The organism is Buttiauxella brennerae ATCC 51605, from assembly GCF_001654925.1.
In the GTDB taxonomy this organism is placed as follows: domain Bacteria; phylum Pseudomonadota; class Gammaproteobacteria; order Enterobacterales; family Enterobacteriaceae; genus Buttiauxella; species Buttiauxella brennerae.
In genome coordinates this window covers 125,595-143,678 of the sequence record NZ_LXER01000007.1, presented here as the reverse complement: position 1 = coordinate 143,678, position 18,084 = coordinate 125,595, and the positions used below count along the sequence as shown (strand labels likewise).

Annotated in this window: 20 protein-coding genes, 1 pseudogene and 1 other annotated feature; of the genes and pseudogenes, 11 read left to right on the top strand and 10 right to left on the bottom strand. The window is 49.9% G+C overall.

Annotated elements, in window-relative coordinates:
* Positions 1 to 5: 5 nt before the first annotated feature.
* A pseudogene (locus M975_RS23310) lies at positions 6 to 295 on the top strand (IS3 family transposase); the annotation flags it as partial.
* Positions 135 to 244 (top strand) — a sequence feature (AL1L pseudoknot). (Overlaps the previous pseudogene by 110 nt.)
* Before the next feature lie 172 nt (positions 296 to 467).
* On the opposite strand, the gene icd reads toward M975_RS23310, so the two are convergent.
* Positions 468 to 1,718 (bottom strand): NADP-dependent isocitrate dehydrogenase, encoded by a 1,251-nt coding sequence (gene icd, locus M975_RS05185; protein ID WP_064557802.1) that lies wholly within the window; start codon positions 1,716 to 1,718, stop codon positions 468 to 470.
* 134 nt (positions 1,719 to 1,852) lie between these two features.
* On the opposite strand from icd, the gene rluE reads away from it, so the two are divergent.
* Entirely contained in the window at positions 1,853 to 2,485 is a 633-nt protein-coding gene (rluE, locus tag M975_RS05180) for a 23S rRNA pseudouridine(2457) synthase RluE (protein WP_064557801.1), read from the top strand.
* On the opposite strand, the gene M975_RS05175 is transcribed toward rluE, so the two are convergent.
* Complete coding sequence (locus tag M975_RS05175; protein ID WP_064557800.1) at positions 2,480 to 2,977, bottom strand: methylglyoxal synthase; 498 nt, start codon at positions 2,975 to 2,977, stop codon at positions 2,480 to 2,482. The two genes, rluE and M975_RS05175, sit on opposite strands and share 6 nt — an antisense overlap.
* A gap of 117 nt (positions 2,978 to 3,094) precedes the next feature.
* Between M975_RS05175 and M975_RS05170 the strand changes: the two genes are divergently transcribed.
* The 7 genes from M975_RS05170 to M975_RS05140 all read left to right on the top strand — a co-directional run bounded on the left by M975_RS05170 (position 3,095) and on the right by M975_RS05140 (position 10,217).
* Positions 3,095 to 3,544 (top strand): NUDIX hydrolase, encoded by a 450-nt coding sequence (locus tag M975_RS05170; protein WP_064557799.1) that lies wholly within the window; start codon positions 3,095 to 3,097, stop codon positions 3,542 to 3,544.
* A gap of 65 nt (positions 3,545 to 3,609) precedes the next feature.
* The gene (gene mnmA, locus M975_RS05165; protein WP_064557798.1) at positions 3,610 to 4,719 is read left to right on the top strand and encodes a tRNA 2-thiouridine(34) synthase MnmA; all 1,110 of its coding nucleotides are present in this window, start codon (positions 3,610 to 3,612) and stop codon (positions 4,717 to 4,719) included.
* A gap of 25 nt (positions 4,720 to 4,744) precedes the next feature.
* Entirely contained in the window at positions 4,745 to 5,374 is a 630-nt protein-coding gene (hflD, locus tag M975_RS05160; RefSeq protein ID WP_064557797.1) for a high frequency lysogenization protein HflD, read from the top strand.
* A gap of 20 nt (positions 5,375 to 5,394) precedes the next feature.
* The gene (gene purB / locus M975_RS05155; protein ID WP_064557796.1) at positions 5,395 to 6,765 is read left to right on the top strand and encodes an adenylosuccinate lyase; all 1,371 of its coding nucleotides are present in this window, start codon (positions 5,395 to 5,397) and stop codon (positions 6,763 to 6,765) included.
* Positions 6,766 to 6,889: 124 nt separating this feature from the next.
* Positions 6,890 to 7,561: a two-component system response regulator PhoP gene (phoP, locus tag M975_RS05150; protein WP_064557795.1), complete on the top strand. Its 672-nt coding sequence runs from the start codon at positions 6,890 to 6,892 to the stop codon at positions 7,559 to 7,561.
* The gene (gene phoQ / locus M975_RS05145) at positions 7,561 to 9,024 is read left to right on the top strand and encodes a two-component system sensor histidine kinase PhoQ (RefSeq protein ID WP_064557794.1); all 1,464 of its coding nucleotides are present in this window, start codon (positions 7,561 to 7,563) and stop codon (positions 9,022 to 9,024) included. The genes phoP and phoQ overlap by 1 nt, the downstream gene beginning before the upstream one ends.
* Positions 9,025 to 9,095: 71 nt before the next feature.
* On the top strand, positions 9,096 to 10,217 hold the full coding sequence (locus tag M975_RS05140; RefSeq protein WP_064557793.1) for a ribosomal protein uL16 3-hydroxylase: 1,122 nt from the start codon (positions 9,096 to 9,098) through the stop codon (positions 10,215 to 10,217).
* Positions 10,218 to 10,279: 62 nt separating this feature from the next.
* Here M975_RS05140 and M975_RS05135 read toward each other — a convergent pair whose 3' ends face one another.
* Entirely contained in the window at positions 10,280 to 10,801 is a 522-nt protein-coding gene (locus M975_RS05135; RefSeq protein ID WP_064557792.1) for a hypothetical protein, read from the bottom strand.
* 397 nt (positions 10,802 to 11,198) lie between these two features.
* Here M975_RS05135 and M975_RS05130 point away from each other — a divergent pair, with 397 nt between their 5' ends.
* Positions 11,199 to 11,666, top strand: a complete 468-nt coding sequence (locus tag M975_RS05130) for a GNAT family N-acetyltransferase (RefSeq protein ID WP_064557791.1) — start codon at positions 11,199 to 11,201, stop codon at positions 11,664 to 11,666.
* Between the two features lie 81 nt (positions 11,667 to 11,747).
* On the opposite strand, the gene M975_RS05125 is transcribed toward M975_RS05130, so the two are convergent.
* From M975_RS05125 to M975_RS05110, 4 genes are all read right to left on the bottom strand, one after another.
* Positions 11,748 to 12,476 carry a putative quinol monooxygenase gene (locus M975_RS05125; RefSeq protein ID WP_074388324.1) on the bottom strand — a complete coding sequence of 243 codons (729 nt, stop codon included), beginning with the start codon at positions 12,474 to 12,476 and terminating at the stop codon, positions 11,748 to 11,750.
* A 101-nt stretch (positions 12,477 to 12,577) separates the two neighbouring features.
* Positions 12,578 to 13,606: an aldo/keto reductase gene (locus M975_RS05120; protein ID WP_064557790.1), complete on the bottom strand. Its 1,029-nt coding sequence runs from the start codon at positions 13,604 to 13,606 to the stop codon at positions 12,578 to 12,580.
* A 44-nt stretch (positions 13,607 to 13,650) separates the two neighbouring features.
* Positions 13,651 to 13,929, bottom strand: coding sequence for a YciI family protein (locus tag M975_RS05115; RefSeq protein ID WP_064557789.1), 279 nt, complete (start codon positions 13,927 to 13,929; stop codon positions 13,651 to 13,653).
* Between the two features lie 15 nt (positions 13,930 to 13,944).
* Positions 13,945 to 14,520: an NAD(P)H-dependent oxidoreductase gene (locus tag M975_RS05110; protein WP_064557788.1), complete on the bottom strand. Its 576-nt coding sequence runs from the start codon at positions 14,518 to 14,520 to the stop codon at positions 13,945 to 13,947.
* A 140-nt stretch (positions 14,521 to 14,660) separates the two neighbouring features.
* Between M975_RS05110 and M975_RS05105 the strand changes: the two genes are divergently transcribed.
* Entirely contained in the window at positions 14,661 to 15,560 is a 900-nt protein-coding gene (locus M975_RS05105) for a LysR family transcriptional regulator (RefSeq protein WP_064557787.1), read from the top strand.
* A 41-nt stretch (positions 15,561 to 15,601) separates the two neighbouring features.
* Here M975_RS05105 and M975_RS05100 read toward each other — a convergent pair whose 3' ends face one another.
* From M975_RS05100 to pepT, 3 genes are all read right to left on the bottom strand, one after another.
* A complete protein-coding gene (locus M975_RS05100) occupies positions 15,602 to 16,096 on the bottom strand; it encodes a glutathione peroxidase (RefSeq protein ID WP_064557786.1) in 495 nt (164 codons plus the stop codon).
* A gap of 198 nt (positions 16,097 to 16,294) precedes the next feature.
* Positions 16,295 to 16,705, bottom strand: coding sequence for an ASCH domain-containing protein (locus M975_RS05090; protein WP_064557784.1), 411 nt, complete (start codon positions 16,703 to 16,705; stop codon positions 16,295 to 16,297).
* Between the two features lie 117 nt (positions 16,706 to 16,822).
* On the bottom strand, positions 16,823 to 18,049 hold the full coding sequence (gene pepT / locus M975_RS05085) for a peptidase T (protein WP_064557783.1): 1,227 nt from the start codon (positions 18,047 to 18,049) through the stop codon (positions 16,823 to 16,825).
* Between the last annotated feature and the right edge of the window lie 35 nt (positions 18,050 to 18,084).

Genomic DNA, 18,084 nt, shown 5'->3' with positions numbered 1-18,084 from the left:
CCAGGATGACAAAACATAACCGATTTTCCCCTGAAGGGTGTCAGAGCTGTTCGCATAATTCTGGAAAACCTGAACACCTACCACTCACAATAGGCCACTATCTGCTCTATTGCCCCCAATATCGGTTGCACTCCCGAGACACTGCGGAGCTCGACCGCCACTGGAAAAAATAATGCCGCTTCTGGAAAATCTGAGCGGTTAATACGGGGTCGGGCCAGTCTGTCATGAGCTGGATATTGCTCCGTCAACGTACTACTGGCATCAGCAACGGCAAAAGCATCCTGAACCACGAAGTTGCTCACCGCTCCAGAAAAATGACCGATAAATCCAGTGATGATCCGGGTAAAGACTGAGCAATAGTTGAGGTTAAAATGGCTTAAAAAATCGTTTTTTTGGGGAAGAGATTTTAGGAAGGCATAAAAAACGGGAGCACCAGGCTCCCGCTTTGAAATCAGCAGTATCGCTAATTACATATGTTCGATCATCGCGTCGCCAAACTCTGAACATTTCAGCAGCTTAGCTTCAGGCATCAGGCGTTCGAAATCGTAAGTTACGGTTTTCGCGTTAATCGCGCCTTCCATACCTTTAACAATTAAGTCAGCCGCTTCGAACCATTCCATATGACGGAGCATCATCTCTGCGGACAGGATGATAGAACCTGGGTTCACTTTATCCTGGCCTGCATATTTTGGTGCGGTGCCGTGGGTGGCTTCGAACAGTGCGCATTCGTCACCGATATTAGCGCCTGGTGCGATACCGATACCGCCAACCTGAGCAGCCAGGGCGTCGGAGATGTAGTCACCGTTCAGGTTCATACATGCGATTACGTCATATTCAGCAGGACGCAGCAGGATCTGTTGCAAGAATGCATCAGCAATCACGTCTTTAACGATAATCTCTTTGCCGGTGTTAGGGTTTTTCAGTTTCACCCATGGACCGCCATCGATCAGCTCTCCGCCGAATTCTTCACGCGCCAGTTGGTAGCCCCAGTCTTTGAAAGCACCTTCGGTGAATTTCATGATGTTGCCTTTGTGAACCAGAGTCACAGAATCACGGTCGTTTGTGATTGCGTATTCGATGGCTGCACGAACCAGGCGTTTGGTGCCTTCTTCTGAGCAAGGCTTGATGCCGATACCGCAATGTTCCGGGAAACGAATTTTCGTTACGCCCATTTCATCACGCAGGAATTTGATGACTTTTTCAGCTTCTGCGCTGTCAGCCTTCCACTCGATGCCCGCATAAATATCTTCAGAGTTCTCACGGAAGATAACCATGTTGGTCAGCTCTGGGTGTTTAACCGGGCTTGGCGTGCCCTGGTAGTAACGCACCGGACGCAGGCACACGTACAGGTCAAGTTGCTGACGCAGAGCAACGTTCAGGGAACGAATGCCGCCGCCAACTGGCGTGGTCAGTGGCCCTTTAATCGCCACACGGTAATCACGAATCAGGTCCAGAGTTTCTTCTGGCAGCCAGACATCCTGGCCATAAAGTTGGGTAGATTTTTCGCCGGTATAGATTTCCATCCAGGAAATTTTCCGCTCGCCTTTGTAGGCCTTCTGCACGGCGGCATCAACCACTTTAATCATAGCTGGCGTCACGTCCACACCGATACCATCACCTTCAATGAAAGGAATGATTGGGTTGTGAGGAACATTCAGTTTGCCATCTTGCAGGGTGATCTTTTTACCTTCCGCCGGAACAACTACTTTGCTTTCCATTAACCTTCTCCTTCGAGCGCTTCTTTTTGTTAATGATTTGTAATGTGCGTGTCAATACTACTTGAATATCAGGCCCGCGCCAATCACTGGTGATTTCCGTTATAATGCGTTAATACCTAACATCTGAAAACACTATGAATAAAACTTCTTTTAGAAATCACCAAGTTGAACGATTCAGCACGCGACGTCCTGTCAAAAAAAAGCCTGTTGATGGACCGAAGCGGCTGGTTATCTTCAATAAACCCTACGATGTGCTACCGCAATTCACCGATGAATCCGGCCGTAGCACGTTAAAAGATTACATACCGTTACAAGGAATTTACGCCGCAGGCCGTCTGGATCGAGATAGCGAAGGGTTGCTGGTGTTAACCAATGACGGCGCATTGCAGGCAAAACTGACGGAGCCTGGTAAACGTACCGGTAAAGTTTATTTCGTGCAGGTTGAAGGTGAACCGACCGAAGAGGCACTGGGATCTTTGCGCAATGGCGTGACGCTCAATGATGGCCCTACTCTGCCAGCCGGTGCGGAATTAGTCGACGAGCCATCCTGGATATGGGCGCGCAACCCACCGATTCGGGAACGTAAAGCCATTCCGACCAGTTGGTTGAAAATCACTTTGTATGAAGGGCGTAACCGTCAGGTACGTAGAATGACGGCGCATGTTGGTTACCCGACTCTGCGCCTGGTTCGTTATGCGATGGGGACGCTGGAACTGGCTGATTTAGCGCCGGGTGAATGGCGCGAAATCCCGATGGACTCGCTATAAAAGGTTTTGAGTGTGCACGCCGTGCTGCGTGACATGAGAAACCCGGCTACTGAGGAAAGCATCGCTATCAGGTACGGTGATTTCCAGCGCCTGCTCAAAGAGCGATGAATGAATCAAGAAATTGGCGCTACATGCGTTGCTGGCAATCGGGATGTTCCAGGCCGTTGCCAGCCGCATCAGGGCTTTCACGTCTGAGTGGTGTGGCACCGCACTCAGTGGGTCCCAGAAGAAAATCAGCACATCTATCTGGCCTGACGCAATCAAATATCCTAACTGTTGGTCGCCCCCTATCGAACCACTCATCAGCGCCAGAACGGATAACCGAGTGTGTGCCTGCAATAAATTTCCGGTGGTGCCGGTTGCATAGATAGTGTGTTGTTCAAGAGCGGACTGGTTATCAATCGCCCAGTTCAGCAGGTCGGGTTTACAAGGATCGTGAGCCACTAAAGCGATACGTTTCTGTTGCGGCATAATACGCGTGGTAAGCTGCATGATGGTACCCTCGTGATGATTTAAAAAATCTCACTTAGTATAGGTCACAAGAAAAAAGTGTGATCCAGATCATTTATTGATAATGATATGTATCATTCAGCTAATCGAGAGAAACTTATGTTTAAACCGCACGTTACCGTCGCCTGCGTCGTTCAGGCACAAGGGAAATTTTTGGTTGTTGAAGAAACAATCAATGGCAAAGCCACGTGGAATCAGCCTGCCGGGCACCTGGAAGCTGACGAAACGCTGGTAGAAGCCGCTACGCGCGAATTATATGAAGAAACCGGTATTTGTGCGCAGCCGCAAACCTTTATCCGCATGCACCAATGGATAGCGCCGGATAAAACCCCTTTTCTGCGTTTTCTGTTCTCCATTGATCTCGATGAGCAACTCGCCACAACACCACACGATAGCGACATTGATCGTTGCTTATGGTTGGATGCACAACAAATTGTTAACGCTGATAATTTACGCTCGCCGTTAGTGGCCGAAAGCATTCGTTGTTATCAACGCGCGGAACGTTATCCGCTCAGCATGCTGGCGGCGTTTAACTGGCCGTTTAGTTAGGGGTGATAGCTGCGGGGATGCGTGATAGAATACGCCGCCTTAAGTTCAATGTCGTGAGTTACTCCATGTCTGATAACAGCCAGAAAAAAGTGATCGTCGGTATGTCCGGCGGTGTCGATTCCTCCGTTTCCGCTTACCTGTTGCAACAACAAGGTTACAAGGTGGAAGGCCTGTTCATGAAGAACTGGGAAGAGGATGATGGCGAGGAGTACTGCACAGCGGCCGCGGATTTAGCGGATGCACAAGCCGTTTGTGACAAACTCGGCATTGAACTGCACACCGTAAACTTTGCCGCAGAATACTGGGATAACGTGTTTGAACACTTCCTGGAAGAGTACAAAGCCGGGCGCACACCCAACCCGGACATTCTGTGCAACAAAGAAATCAAATTTAAAGCCTTCCTCGAATTTGCCGCCGAAGATTTAGGTGCCGATTACATCGCTACCGGTCACTACGTGCGTCGCGAAGATGTGGACGGTAAAAGTCGCCTGTTGCGCGGCTTAGACAGCAACAAAGATCAGAGCTACTTCCTTTATACACTGGGGCACGAGCAAATCGCACAAAGCCTGTTCCCGGTCGGGGAGCTGGAAAAACCAGAAGTTCGCCGCATTGCTGAAGAGTTAGATTTGATCACCGCGAAGAAAAAAGACTCCACCGGTATCTGCTTTATCGGCGAGCGCAAATTCCGCGAATTCCTTGGCCGCTACCTGCCTGCACAACCCGGTAAAATTGTCACCGTTGATGGTGAAACCATTGGTCAGCATCAGGGGTTGATGTACCACACTTTGGGCCAGCGTAAAGGTCTGGGCATTGGTGGCACCAAAGACGGTAGCGAAGAGCCGTGGTACACCGTCGATAAAGACGTTGAGAACAATATTCTGGTGGTCGCCCAGGGTCACGAGCACCCGCGTCTTATGTCCGTGGGTTTGATTGCGCAGCAGCTGCATTGGGTTGATCGTGAAACCTTAACTGAGCCGCTGAAATGCACCGTGAAAACCCGTTATCGCCAGACTGATCTACCTTGTACGATTACGCCGCTGGATGCCGATCGCATTGAAGTGCGTTTTGATGAACCTGTTGCCGCCGTCACCCCTGGCCAGTCTGCCGTGTTTTATCTGGGTGAAGTGTGTCTTGGTGGTGGTGTGATTGAGCAGCGTCTGCCGCTCACTGTTTAAAAATTGTCAGCAAGGAAGAAGCGCCGTGGCCAAAAATTACTATGACATCACTATCGCACTGGCTGGGATCTGCCAGTCTGCCCGTCTGGTTCAGCAATTGGCTCATCAGGGGCATTGTGATAACGAGGCACTTCATGTTTCGTTGAACAGCGTTATCGATCAAAACCCAGGCTCCACACTGGATGTGTTTGGTGGCAACGAAGCTAACCTTAAACTCGGTCTGGAAACCTTGCTGGGCGTGCTGAACGCCAGTAATCGCCAGGGTTTAAATGCTGAGCTGACGCGCTACACATTAAGCCTGATGGTGCTCGAACGTAAACTTCACGGCAGCAAAGGCGCAATGGACAAACTTGGCTCAAGCATTGCCGGGTTACAGCGCCAGCTTGATCATTTTGATCTCGAGTCCGAAACGCTGCTTAGCGCCATGGCCGGGATTTATGTCGATGTGATTAGCCCATTAGGCCCACGTATTCAGGTCACCGGCTCCCCTGCTGTGCTGCAAAGCCCGCAGGTGCAGAGCAAAGTTCGCGCCTCATTATTGGCCGGTATTCGTGCCGCCGTGTTGTGGCATCAAGTTGGCGGTGGCCGCTTGCAGTTAATGTTTTCTCGTAGTCGCCTGTGTGCTCAGGCCAAACAAATTCTTGCTCAATGTTAACCTCTCTGGAGTTGTAACTTATGGAATTATCCTCACTGACCGCCGTTTCCCCCGTTGATGGACGTTACGGCGACAAAGTCAGCGCTCTGCGCGCTATTTTCAGCGAATTTGGTTTGCTGAAATTCCGCGTACAAGTCGAAGTACGTTGGCTGCAAAAACTGGCCACGCACGCAGCGATCAAGGAAGTTCCTGCTTTTGACGCAGACGCAATCGGTTACCTTGATAAAATTGTTGCTGAGTTTAGTGAAGAAGATGCCGCACGCATCAAAACCATTGAACGCACCACCAATCACGACGTAAAAGCGGTTGAGTATTTCCTGAAAGAAAAAGTTGAAGCCGTTCCTGCCCTGCATGCGGTATCTGAATTTATTCACTTCGCCTGTACTTCTGAAGATATCAACAACCTGTCCCACGCGTTGATGCTGCAAACTGCACGCCAGGACGTGGTGCTGCCGTACTGGCGCAAAGTGATCGATGCGGTGAAAGATCTGTCGGTTCAGTATCGTGATATTCCTCTGCTTTCCCGTACCCACGGCCAGCCAGCCACCCCATCAACAATGGGTAAAGAGATGGCGAACGTGGCGTACCGCATGGAGCGCCAGTTCCGTCAGTTAGAGAAAGTGGACATTCTGGGCAAAATCAACGGTGCAGTGGGTAACTATAACGCGCACATGGTTGCCTACCCGGAAGTTGACTGGCACCAGTTCAGTGAAGAGTTCGTCACTTCACTGGGCATCCAGTGGAACCCGTACACCACGCAAATCGAGCCGCACGATTACATCGCTGAGCTGTTTGACTGCATCGCACGCTTTAACACCATTCTGATCGACTTCGATCGTGACGTCTGGGGTTACATCGCGCTGAACCACTTCAAGCAGAAAACGATTGCCGGCGAAATTGGTTCTTCTACCATGCCGCACAAAGTTAACCCAATCGACTTCGAAAACTCCGAAGGCAACCTGGGTCTGTCTAACGCGATGCTGCAACACCTGGCGAGCAAACTGCCTGTTTCACGCTGGCAGCGCGACCTGACTGACTCCACCGTGCTGCGTAACCTCGGCGTGGGTATTGGCTATGCGCTGATTGCATATCAATCCACCCTGAAAGGCGTAAGCAAACTGGAAGTGAACCGCGACCGCCTGCTGGCAGAGCTGGATCTCAACTGGGAAGTGTTGGCTGAGCCCATTCAGACTGTGATGCGCCGTTACGGTATTGAGAAGCCGTACGAGAAGCTCAAAGAGCTGACGCGCGGTAAACGTGTTGATGCTGAAGGCATGAAACAGTTCATCGACAGCCTTGAGCTGCCAGAAGACGAAAAAACTCGCTTGAAAGCAATGACCCCGGCTAACTATATTGGCCGCGCCATTACGATGGTTGATGAGTTAAAATAATACCCCCAAACGCTACCCTTCGCGGTGGCGTTTTTTCCTCCCCGCCTGTTTACGCATGGTTTATGCCCCCTCCTTGATAATTAGCGTTAAACTATCAAAGCCATTTATATACTGGGAAAATAGAATGCGTGTACTCGTTGTGGAAGATAATGCTCTGTTACGCCACCATCTCCAGGTTCAGTTGCGTGAAGCCGGTCATCAAGTTGATGCCGCGGAAGATGCCAAAGAAGCCGACTATTTCCTGAATGAACATACCCCTGATATTGCCATTGTCGATTTGGGCCTGCCCGATGAAGACGGCCTGAGTCTAATCCGCCGCTGGCGCAGCCACGACGTGACGATACCTATTCTGGTACTGACTGCGCGTGAAGGCTGGCAGGACAAAGTCGAAGTGCTCGGTGCAGGTGCCGATGATTACGTGACCAAACCGTTTCACCTCGAAGAAGTGGTCGCGCGTATGCAGGTGCTAATGCGCCGCAACAGCGGTCTGGCTTCCCAGGTCATTTCACTGCCACCGTTCCAGGTCGATTTGTCACGTCGCGAGTTGCTTATCAATGACAGCCTAATCAAGCTGACCGCATTTGAATACACCATCATGGAAACGCTGATTCGCAATAATGGCAAAGTGGTGAGCAAGGACTCGCTCATGCTTCAGCTTTACCCTGATGCCGAGCTGCGCGAAAGCCACACGATTGATGTATTGATGGGCCGCCTGCGTAAAAAGATCCTGGCTGAATATCCACATGAAGCCATCACCACAGTGCGCGGTCAGGGCTACCGTTTCGATCTGCGTTAATCATGAAATTTAGCCGACATTTTCTACCGTTATCGTTACGGGTTCGCTTTTTACTGGCGACCGCCGCCGTGGTTTTGGTGCTGTCGCTAGCCTATGGCGTGGTGGCGTTGGTGGGTTACAACATCAGTTTTGATAAAACGACTTTCCGTTTGCTGCGCGGCGAAAGCAACCTGTTTTACACCCTTGCGACCTATGAAAACGGCCACATAAATGTCGTTCTTCCCGAAAACCTGAACCTGAAAACGCCGACCATGGCCCTTATCTACGATGATAAAGGCAAGCTGATGTGGGCTCAGCGTGACTTGCCGCATGTCGCGCAACAAATTAAACAAGAGTGGCTCACCGCCGATGGTTTTCACGACCTGGAAGCCAATTTTGATACCAGCCATGACTTATTGGGCAACGACCAAAATCTCCAGAACCAGCTAAAAGATTTTTACGATGGCGACTATAGCGATGAAGTCAGCCACTCCGTTGCAGTCAACAAATACCCGGCGATGGGCAAAATGCCCGCCTTAACCATTGTGGTTGTCGACACCATTCCTATCGAGCTAAAACGCTCATATACGGTCTGGAGTTTGTTTACCTGCGTGTTCCTCGCCAACCTGTTGTTAGTTATACCGCTGCTTTGGGTCGCCGCCCGCTGGAGCTTGCGCCCCATCGAAGAACTGGCAAAAGAAGTGCGAGAGCTGGAAAAACATGACCGCGACAGCCTGAACCCAGAAACCACACGCGAGCTGACCAGTCTGGTGCGCAACCTCAACCGCCTGCTGCGCACGGAACGCGACCGTTACGACAAATACCGCACCACCCTTACCGACTTAACGCACAGCCTGAAGACACCGCTGGCGGTATTGCAAAGTACTCTGCGTTCGATGCGCACGAAGAAGCTGAATATCGAAGAAGCAGAACCGTTGATGCTGGAACAAATCAGCCGTATCTCGCAGCAAATTGGCTATTACCTGCATCGCGCCAGCATGCGCGGCGACAGTGCGCTTATCAGCCGTGAACTTCATCCGGTTGCGCCATTGCTCGACAGCCTTTGTTCCGCACTCAATAAGGTTTATCAACGCAAAGGGGTGAATATCACGCTGGATATATCACCGGAAATCACCTTTGTCGGTGAGAAAAATGACTTTATGGAAGTGATGGGCAATGTGCTGGATAACGCCTGTAAATACTGCCTTGAATTTGTTGAGATCTCAGGCCGCCAGTTGGATGACACGCTGCATTTAATTGTTGATGACGACGGACCGGGGATCCCGGAGAGCAAACGCAGCATGGTATTTGACCGCGGGCAACGCGCTGATACCTTACGACCGGGCCAGGGCGTGGGTTTATCGGTCGCCCGGGAAATCGTGGAACAATACGACGGTGAGATTCAGGCCTCAAGTTGCGAGCTGGGTGGCGCACGTATGGAAGTGATTTTTGCGCGCCAGCGTCCAGACCGAGAAGAAGATTAAAAATACTCCCGTAACGCCGGGTCCCATCCGTTATAATCCTCGGCAGGCTCCTTCACCTGCCGGATAATAATATGGACTATCAACTCGACCTAAACTGGCCCGATTTCATCGCGAACTACTGGCAGAAACGCCCGGTGGTTCTAAAACGTGGCTTCAAAAACTTCATCGACCCTATCTCCCCGGACGAACTCGCAGGCCTGGCCATGGAAAACGAGGTGGATAGCCGCCTGGTGAGCCATAACGACGGCAAATGGCAAGTCAGCCACGGCCCGTTCCAGAGCTATGATCACCTGGGCGAAAACAACTGGTCTTTACTGGTTCAGGCCGTTAACCACTGGCATGAACAAAGTGCACGCTTGATGCGCCCGTTCCGTGCACTCCCGGACTGGCGAATTGACGATCTGATGATCTCTTTCTCGGTGCCTGGCGGTGGCGTTGGCCCGCATTTCGACCAGTACGACGTGTTTATCATTCAGGGCGTTGGCCGCCGCCGCTGGCGTGTCGGGGAAAAAGTCGCCCTGAAACAACACTGTCCGCACCCTGACCTGCTGCAAGTTGAGCCGTTCGACGCCATCATCGACGAAGAGTTAGAGCCGGGCGACATTATCTATATCCCACCAGGTTTCCCGCACGAAGGTTACTCGCTGGAAAACTCGATGAACTACTCTGTCGGTTTTCGTGCGCCAAGCGGCCGCGAGTTAATCAGCGGTTTTGCTGATTACGTGCTGCAACGTGAACTGGGTAGCCAGCGTTATACCGATCCTGACGTACCAGCACGCCAGCACCCTGCTGATGTACTGCCGCAGGAAATGGATAAGTTACGCGACATGATGCTGGAGCTGATTAACCAGCCAGAGCATTTTAAAACCTGGTTCGGTGAGTTTGTTTCCCAGTCACGCCATGAACTTGACGTTGCACCACCGGAGCCACCGTATCAGCCTGACGAGATTTACGACGCCCTGAAACAAGGCGATGGCATCACGCGTTTAGGTGGTTTGCGCGTGCTGCGTATTGCCGACGAGGTGTACGTTAACGGCGAGAAGATTGACAGCCCGCACCGCCCGGCGCTTGAAGCCCTGGCGAGCAATATCACACTGAAAGCAGAAATGTTTGGTGATGCGCTGGAAGACCCGTCATTCCTTGCGATGATTGCAGCACTCGTGAACAGCGGGTACTGGTATTTCGAGGACTAACGCCCTCTCCCGCCTTCTCAGCAAAAGCGACAAACTGGCTGAGAAGGCGGGAAAATCAGGTGTTAATGAATGGCCTCGCCGCCAATCATGGCCAACCCCGTTGCGGTGCGGATAAAGCGCGGCGCTTTCAAATCATCTGCCAGCATCATCAGCAAATCAAACAGCAATTCAGCGATATGATCCTGCTGCTCAGCCGTAGCCTGTTGGTTAAGCAACACCATGGTTAATGCCGAGCAATATTCACAAGTGGTCAGTGAATCGGTTGAAAGTGAATGACGATATTCATCAGCATCATTTTCATCCACCGTTAATTGCTCAATAAGATGTTTTGGCAATGGTGAATTTAAAGCTGTCTTTAATACATTCAACCCTGCCAATAAACGCCCGCACAGCGCTATATATTCAGCATGATTATGGGCATCAATTAATCCATCAGCATAACGCTGGCAAATATCCAGCACCTGAAAGAGATCATGCGTAACACCTAAGGGGATTTTTAATAAAGCTGAGACATTCCCTGCAATAACGGATTGATTCTCAGTGATTTCAGCGTGAACAAATGTGTTACCATCAGCAATAGCCATGGCGTTACTCCTTGTTAGTTAACGTTATGGTTAGCTCCCGTCTGGTGTTGCTGCACCAGATGGGGGCATCTCTTTAATACCCACCGTACTTCAAGCTGCATCTTTTGCGTTGACTTACCCAACTCAATACAACTCGAATTATTTAGCGCGCCAGAAAATACTTTCCGCCTGCACACCATCATCCAAAAGTACTGGACAAGTCAACAGTAAAACCACGCTTAATTATTGGAAACCGAAAACCTTCGGCGCAAATCACAATAAGATGAAAACTAATTTTAAATTACAGAAAAACACCCACTATTTTTAAATATAAGTTTCATATAAATAATTCTTGAATCAGATATATTTACCATCAAAACATTCTATCCTGATGAATACTTAAACCAAGGGTATAACCATGATAACAGTAGAGAAATCAGACCCACTCTCTCCAGACTCTCAATATTTAATCAGCAAGCTGTCAGCAGAGCTTGCTGCAATTACCGGTGATAGTGGCAAAAGCAATTTCACAATAGACTCGCTGGATGGGGAGAGATCGCTTTGGGTGCTGGCAAGGAACACAACGGGTGATGCGATAGGATGCGGAGCGATTCGCCCGTTAACAGGAAATATTGCGGAACTTAAGAGGATGTTTTCGGACCGAAGCTCGCAGGGTATTGGTAACGCTTTGCTCACCTGTCTGGAAGCATCCGCGAAGAGTATGGGATATTCCGAACTCTGGCTTGAAACCCGGCTCGTTAACCATCGGGCAATACAATTTTATAAGACAAATGGGTACGTCCGCATTGAGAACTACGGGCCATATGTCGGCCGCGAAGAGGCGGTATGTTTCTCGAAGGTGTTGGGGAAATGCGTATCGGGATGAATAGCTTTAAAACACTCAGCTATCTGAACTGCAGGGGTACACTAATTTTGTTCTGCCCCACTCGTAGAGCGGGGCAATCATTCACTCAATTTCATACATCAGGCCGCCTTTATTCATAAGCTTGCCCGGTTTAATCGCAATGGCTTCTTTATAACTCGTCATTTCTGCTGTCTGCTCAATGTATTCTTTAAAATGAGGAGTCAGACGATGGGCCTGATAAGCCTCTTCGCTGGCGTATATTTCATAGAAATACCAGCGGTTAGGGTTAGCTTTATCGATAGCGGCATACATGGCCAGAACCCCCTCTTCCAGCTTAATGGACTGTGCCATTTCGGGTAAAACGACATGGCGAAAAGCCTGCCCAAACTCGGGTTTCACGTCAACAATGACAAAGTTATTTATTGTGTTATCGCTTTGCTCAAATAGTTTGTCGGCCAGAAATTGCGGTGCCACATCAATTCTACGCTTTTGACTGGCTTGCAGAATATCCGGTGAATTACGCAAAAACTCTTTATAGCTCGTTGAGTTCAGGTGTTTGTCGTAAGCATCGCCGTCAGCATAAATTTCAAACACATAAGCAACTAACGGGTTCGTTTTCTTGTTGGCTGAATACATCGCCAGGGTTCCAGATTCACCGGTTACCGAAGCGGTGATATTCTTTTCAGCCAGGCTGTCGTATGCGCTATTTTTGTCTTGCTTGATGACGAGTTCAAAAATATTAAACACGGGCGGAACAGAGATTTTCTGCCCCTGCGCAACAGCAGAACAGCTCAGAGCCAACAAAAGTGATACAGAAATCCCGGCTTTCATAAATGACCTCTCTTCCGGCTTTATTAAACTTTTTGCCACCATTACTGAAAAGGCGCGTTAACCGCGCCATCATCGCAATCCATTTCGCCGCCCTCGACTCCTTATTTGATTCGCAGGGGTGAGAGCCTTGGCGGTTGTTCAGGCAGCGGCGGTACGATGCCATCAACAACATGAGGAACGTACGGCGCCTCCAGTGCTGCAATTTCTTCTGCCGATAATGTGAGCGTTAACGCGTCCACGGCGGTTGAAAGATGTTCGGCTTTTGTGGCACCGATTATAGGTGCGGTAATCACCGATTTAGACAGTAGCCATGCCAGCGCAACATGCGCATGTGGAACGCCCCGCCCGGCGGCAATCTGCGCCACAACTTCAACCACTTTCCGGTCCTGCTGCGCGGCATTTTCATACATTTTCAGCGCAAAGGCGTCATTCTGCGTTCGGGTGGTAGTTTCATTCCAGTCGCGTGTCAGTCTGCCTCGCGCCATCGGGCTCCAGGGAATAACACCCACTCCCTGATCCTCACATAGCGGCAGCATTTCCCGCTCTTCTTCCCGATACAGTAAATTGTATTGCGGTTGCATAGAGACAAAGCGCGTCCAACCGTTACGTTCAGCGACATGCTGCATCTTCGCAAAACGCCAGGCTTCCATTGAGGACGCACCGATATAGCGAACTTTCCCGGCTTTCACCAAATCATGAAGTGCTTCCATGGTTTCTTCTACCGGAGTGCCATGATCAAAACGGTGAATCTGATACAGATCCACATAATCCATACCCAGCCGGGTAAGGCTGTCATCAATGGAGTGAAACAGTGATTTTCGCGACAGAAAACCGGTATTTGGCGAATTACGCCATGGAAAAAAGGCCTTGGTGGCGACGACAATTTCATCCCGATAGGCCATATCGTGCAGCGCCCGACCGATGATTTCCTCTGAGCTTCCATCAGAATAGATATTAGCCGTATCAAAAAAATTGATTCCGGCTTCAAGTGCCTGGCGAATCAACGGCCGCGAAGCATTTTCATCAAGCGACCACGGCTGAGGAAGACGTTCTGGTTCACCGTAACTCATGCACCCCAGACACAGTCGCGAGACTTTCAGACCACTTCGCCCCAGGTTTACATACTGCATAGTTATCTCCTTGCCCGATTTTTTAATGAAAATTGCCGCATCTTTTATTGCCAGCTTCCCACCATTTTTGGGACAAATTCACGGATCTCATATTCAGCGAGATTGGGGTAATAGGCGTCTTCTTTCAGAATAGCCTCCAGCTCTTCCCGAGTTTCAGTCTGAGCAATAATCACCCCTGCTTTTTCGCGATCCGAATAGGGACCGATGAGAACAAACTTGCCTGCGTTGAAATACTGCTGAAACCAGCTGACATGGCGCGTGAAAAGCGCTTCATGCTGTTCAGCCGTTATATCGCCATTCACCGTAATATTGATGAGATACATTTTTTATCCTCTCTTTTAGACAGCCATTTTTAAAGCAGGCACTGTTTCTTTAATCGCGGTAACCAGGCGATCGGCGTGATCTTTAGCCATTGATTTCTGTTCCCGGACTTTAGCTTCATCACGCCCTGCATAGCTGATCCCAAAGGTGTAAACGGGTTCCTGCAATTCCAGATTGCACATCACAGCTGTGGTTTCAAACTGGGTCATGTACTGCCCAATATCGTGACCGAACAAGCCTTCAGGGGAATACAGGCCCTCTGGTGCGCCAGCGGTAAAGGAGATAATCAGCTTTTTGCCACCCAGTTTTGCCGTTGAACCATGGGCAAAACCGTGAACAAAGACCTGGTCAATCCATAACTTCATCAACCCCGGCACTGAATACCAGGAAAAAGGAAACTGCCAGACAATCACATCGGCTTTGAGCAAGGCTTCCTGCTCCTGCGCCACATTGATTTGATAGTTCGGATACAGCGCATCAAGAAAGCGAATTTCAGCCTCAGGCAGCGCTTTCGCGACTTCGCCCAGGATAGTGGCATTGCCAATGGACTCATTAAGATTCGGATGACCTGAGATAATCAGTACATTTTGCATTTTTGGCTTCCTTAACAGTGGTTTGTTTAACTGGAAGTGAGTATAAACAACCTTGATTCTGTTTTTTAGAGCAGCAATAGCTCATACACTCTTAGCCAATAGCTAATAATCTAACTTTGTTTCCTCTTCTGGATGACGCCATGAACAATGTCATTTACAACCAAATCCGTATTTTCCAGAGTATCGCCCGTGAAGGCAGCATCACTGCTGCGGCCAGGAAACTTGAGATAACGCCACCTTCCGTGAGCAAAGCGCTAAAACTGCTTGAGCAGCATATTGGTCACCCGCTTTTTGTGCGCACTACGCGGCGCATCGAGCTGACGGATGCCGGAGAGCAACTGTTGCAACAGACGTCGCGGGCTGTTCAGTCACTGGAAAGTGCGGTGGAAAGCATCAAAGAGCTGAATCAGGAGCCGTCTGGGCTGGTCAGAATTACGCTTTCACGATTTGCCTATCTGCTTATTCTGAAGCCTTTTATGGCGGAGTTTTGCCAGAGCTTTCCGGGGATACAGCTTGAGATATCCGTTTATGACGGAACCGTGAATATGATTGATGAACGTTTTGATTTGGGCATTCGTTTTGGCGATATCCTGGAAGAGAGCGTGGTGGCCCGCCAGTTAATGAAACCTTTTCGAGAAGGTTTGTATGCATCACGAGCCTATCTCGCAGAACACGGTATCCCCGAACAGCCGACGGACTTGCATCAGCATCAACTCATCGGCTATCGCTTTATCACCAATAACCGCATCCTCCCGCTGATGCTGGAAGATAAAGGTGAGCAATTAACTGTTGAAATGCCAGGGCAGCTCATCAGCAATGATATTGATGTCATGGCTGACGGAATACGCAGCGGCCTGGGAATAGGAAGAATGTTTGAGCCGGTGTATGAATTGCAGCCCGATAAAGAGCAGTTTATCCCGGTGATGGTGCCTTACTGGAAAACCTATCCACCGGTTTATCTCTACTATTTAAAAAGTACCGGCAAGGCAAAGCGCGTGAAAGCACTGATTGATTTCTTAATGATGAAAACAAAAAAGTAGCCCGTAATTTAAGCGCAGAGAATCGACATTAACTCTGCGAATTACAGGTAGACTTCGATTTCTAGTGCAGCAAGGATTGCGGCTTCCATTTTCTCTGGGGTGGAGATCGGTGCAAAACGCTTGAGCGGTTTGCCGTCGCGTCCGATCAGGAATTTAGTGAAGTTCCACTTGATCCGCCCACCCAGCACGCCGGGCAATTCATCTTTCAGGTAACGAAACACCGGGTGCGTTGCGGCGCCGTTGACCTCCACTTTCTCGAACATCGGGAAACTCACACCGTAGTTGATGTGACAGGTCTGCGCGATGTCGTCGGCACCGCCGGGTTCCTGCTTGCCGAACTGGTTGCAGGGGAAGCCAAGCACCACCAGTCCCTGGGCGGCGTACTTCTTGTAGAGGGTTTCAAGGCCTGCGTATTGTGGCGTGAAACCACAATGGCTGGCGGTATTAACCACCAGAACCAGCTTGCCAGCGTAGTCGGCCATCGGGATGAGCTGCCCACGCAGGCTGGTTGCAGTAAGTTGATGAAAGGTGGTCATGTTGGAATCCTCAGAGCAGAACCCGTTCGACGCAGGCTTTGCCACCAGCGTGTTGTTGCAGGGGCTTCAGGTGTGGGTCGCGGCGAGTAGGTCCTGCTGCTTGTTCGTGCGATTAAATCGTGTGCGACACATCTTTGCAAAGTCGAACGAAAAGGACAACCAGCAGACTGAAGTTGCAACAAGTCGGCTATGAGCGAATTACAGAACTTCAATCACCTCAAACTCTTCGGCTACAAGCTCCATGTCGTCAGAGTAAAAGCCTTCTCGGGTGAAAAATGCTTTATGTTCTCTCCTCCAGTATTCAAGGCTCAAATCCCCTTCACCTTCTTTCCTTGCAAACTCTTCAGTCACATCAGAAAAACGGATCAGGCGCATCGATACCATTCTGATGACGCATGCTGGTGAGGCTTGTCCATCGAGAATAATATGATATCCCCCTATTTTAGAGGCTGATTCTTCTGCCTGAAATGAAGTAAGAGAACCGCATGATGCTGTTTTCATCCCTTTCATGACTAAGTCTGCAAGCTCATCTGCCATATCAGGATTGTCCCCGAATGACCATGCCTGGGCTCCCGGATACTTCGTCTTAAGGTCATCAATTAAATTCATCATAAAATCCCTTTGTCGCCGTATGTTGAGTCATGCTCTCTTTGAATTTCACTATCAGCAAATACAACAAAGGGGCTTTTCGCCCCTCTTCTTTCCACTGCCAGCGCTAAAACTAATCTAGCTTTGCTTCGCCGTCAGTTCAGCAATACGCACAATCACCGCCACTGCTTTTTCCATTCCTTCCAGCGTCACAAACTCATGTTTGCCGTGGTAATTATAGCCGCCAGTGAACAAGTTCGGGCAAGGTAAACCTTTAAACGACAGTTGCGCGCCATCGGTGCCGCCGCGAATCGGTTTCATGATGGGTTCGATGTCACAGTCACGCATCGCCTGCTGCGCCACTTCCACAATGTACGGATGCTCGGCGACTTTCTCACGCATGTTGTAATAACTGTCGTCGATAACCAGTTCGATATAGCAGTCCGGGTGCAGCCCTTTACCGACTTTTTTGGCGATATCCATCATCTTACGTTTACGCGCTTCAAACTGCTCGCGATCAAAATCACGGATGATGTAGTGCATTTCTGCGCGGTCGACTGAGCCTTTCATACCATGCAGATGATAGAAACCTTCGTACCCTGCGGTACATTCCGGGCTTTCGTCTGCAGGCACGTCAGCGTGGATGCGCGCGGCAATCGAAAGCGCGTTGACCATCACACCTTTCGCTGAGCCCGGGTGAACATTGTTGCCAACGATTTTGATAGTGACTGACGCGGCATTAAAGTTTTCACACTCCAGCTCACCCACGCCACCGCCATCAACGGTATAAGCCCATTGCGCGTCAAATGCTTCCACATCAAAGTACTTAGCACCTTTGCCCACTTCTTCATCCGGCGTGAAGGCGACACGAATATCACCGTGCGGAATCTTCTTCTCTTGCAGAACAGCCAGCGCAGTCATGATTTCAGCGACGCCTGCTTTGTCATCCGCCCCAAGTAGCGTTTTGCCATCGGTGGTGATCAGCGTTTGGCCAAGTAACTGGTGCAGCACGGGGAACATCACCGGGGAGAGCACTTCATCGCCAATACCGAGCGCAATATCGCCACCGCGATAGTTTTCAACAATTTGCGGATTGACATTTTTACCCGAAAAATCAGGCGCGGTATCCACATGAGAGATAAAGCCAATGGGCGGGACTTTTTTATCGACGGTAGACGGAAGTGTTCCCATGACTGTGCCATGCTCAGCAATGGTCACATTCACCAAACCCATCTCTTCCATTTGTTCTTTTAGTAACCGCAACAACTTCCACTGGCCTTCAGTGCTGGGAACTTGCTTTACGCCGGATTTGGACTGCGTATCCAAAGAGACATAATGTAAGAAACGTTCAAGTAATTTATCCATGTCGCGCTACCCTCAATTTTTGTGACTTCATTATC

Bases quoted from the DNA above. Each gene is read 5' to 3' on its own strand.
- icd (WP_064557802.1), bottom strand. From the start codon at position 1,718: ATGGAAAGCAAAGTAGTTGTTCCGGCGGAAGGTAAAAAGATCACCCTG.
- rluE (WP_064557801.1), top strand. From the start codon at position 1,853: ATGAATAAAACTTCTTTTAGAAATCACCAAGTTGAACGATTCAGCACG.
- M975_RS05175 (WP_064557800.1), bottom strand. From the start codon at position 2,977: ATGCAGCTTACCACGCGTATTATGCCGCAACAGAAACGTATCGCTTTA.
- M975_RS05170 (WP_064557799.1), top strand. From the start codon at position 3,095: ATGTTTAAACCGCACGTTACCGTCGCCTGCGTCGTTCAGGCACAAGGG.
- mnmA (WP_064557798.1), top strand. From the start codon at position 3,610: ATGTCTGATAACAGCCAGAAAAAAGTGATCGTCGGTATGTCCGGCGGT.
- purB (WP_064557796.1), top strand. From the start codon at position 5,395: ATGGAATTATCCTCACTGACCGCCGTTTCCCCCGTTGATGGACGTTAC.
- phoP (WP_064557795.1), top strand. From the start codon at position 6,890: ATGCGTGTACTCGTTGTGGAAGATAATGCTCTGTTACGCCACCATCTC.
- M975_RS05140 (WP_064557793.1), top strand. From the start codon at position 9,096: ATGGACTATCAACTCGACCTAAACTGGCCCGATTTCATCGCGAACTAC.
- M975_RS05135 (WP_064557792.1), bottom strand. From the start codon at position 10,801: ATGGCTATTGCTGATGGTAACACATTTGTTCACGCTGAAATCACTGAG.
- M975_RS05130 (WP_064557791.1), top strand. From the start codon at position 11,199: ATGATAACAGTAGAGAAATCAGACCCACTCTCTCCAGACTCTCAATAT.
- M975_RS05125 (WP_074388324.1), bottom strand. From the start codon at position 12,476: ATGAAAGCCGGGATTTCTGTATCACTTTTGTTGGCTCTGAGCTGTTCT.
- M975_RS05120 (WP_064557790.1), bottom strand. From the start codon at position 13,606: ATGCAGTATGTAAACCTGGGGCGAAGTGGTCTGAAAGTCTCGCGACTG.
- M975_RS05115 (WP_064557789.1), bottom strand. From the start codon at position 13,929: ATGTATCTCATCAATATTACGGTGAATGGCGATATAACGGCTGAACAG.
- M975_RS05110 (WP_064557788.1), bottom strand. From the start codon at position 14,520: ATGCAAAATGTACTGATTATCTCAGGTCATCCGAATCTTAATGAGTCC.
- M975_RS05105 (WP_064557787.1), top strand. From the start codon at position 14,661: ATGAACAATGTCATTTACAACCAAATCCGTATTTTCCAGAGTATCGCC.
- M975_RS05100 (WP_064557786.1), bottom strand. From the start codon at position 16,096: ATGACCACCTTTCATCAACTTACTGCAACCAGCCTGCGTGGGCAGCTC.
- M975_RS05090 (WP_064557784.1), bottom strand. From the start codon at position 16,705: ATGAATTTAATTGATGACCTTAAGACGAAGTATCCGGGAGCCCAGGCA.
- pepT (WP_064557783.1), bottom strand. From the start codon at position 18,049: ATGGATAAATTACTTGAACGTTTCTTACATTATGTCTCTTTGGATACG.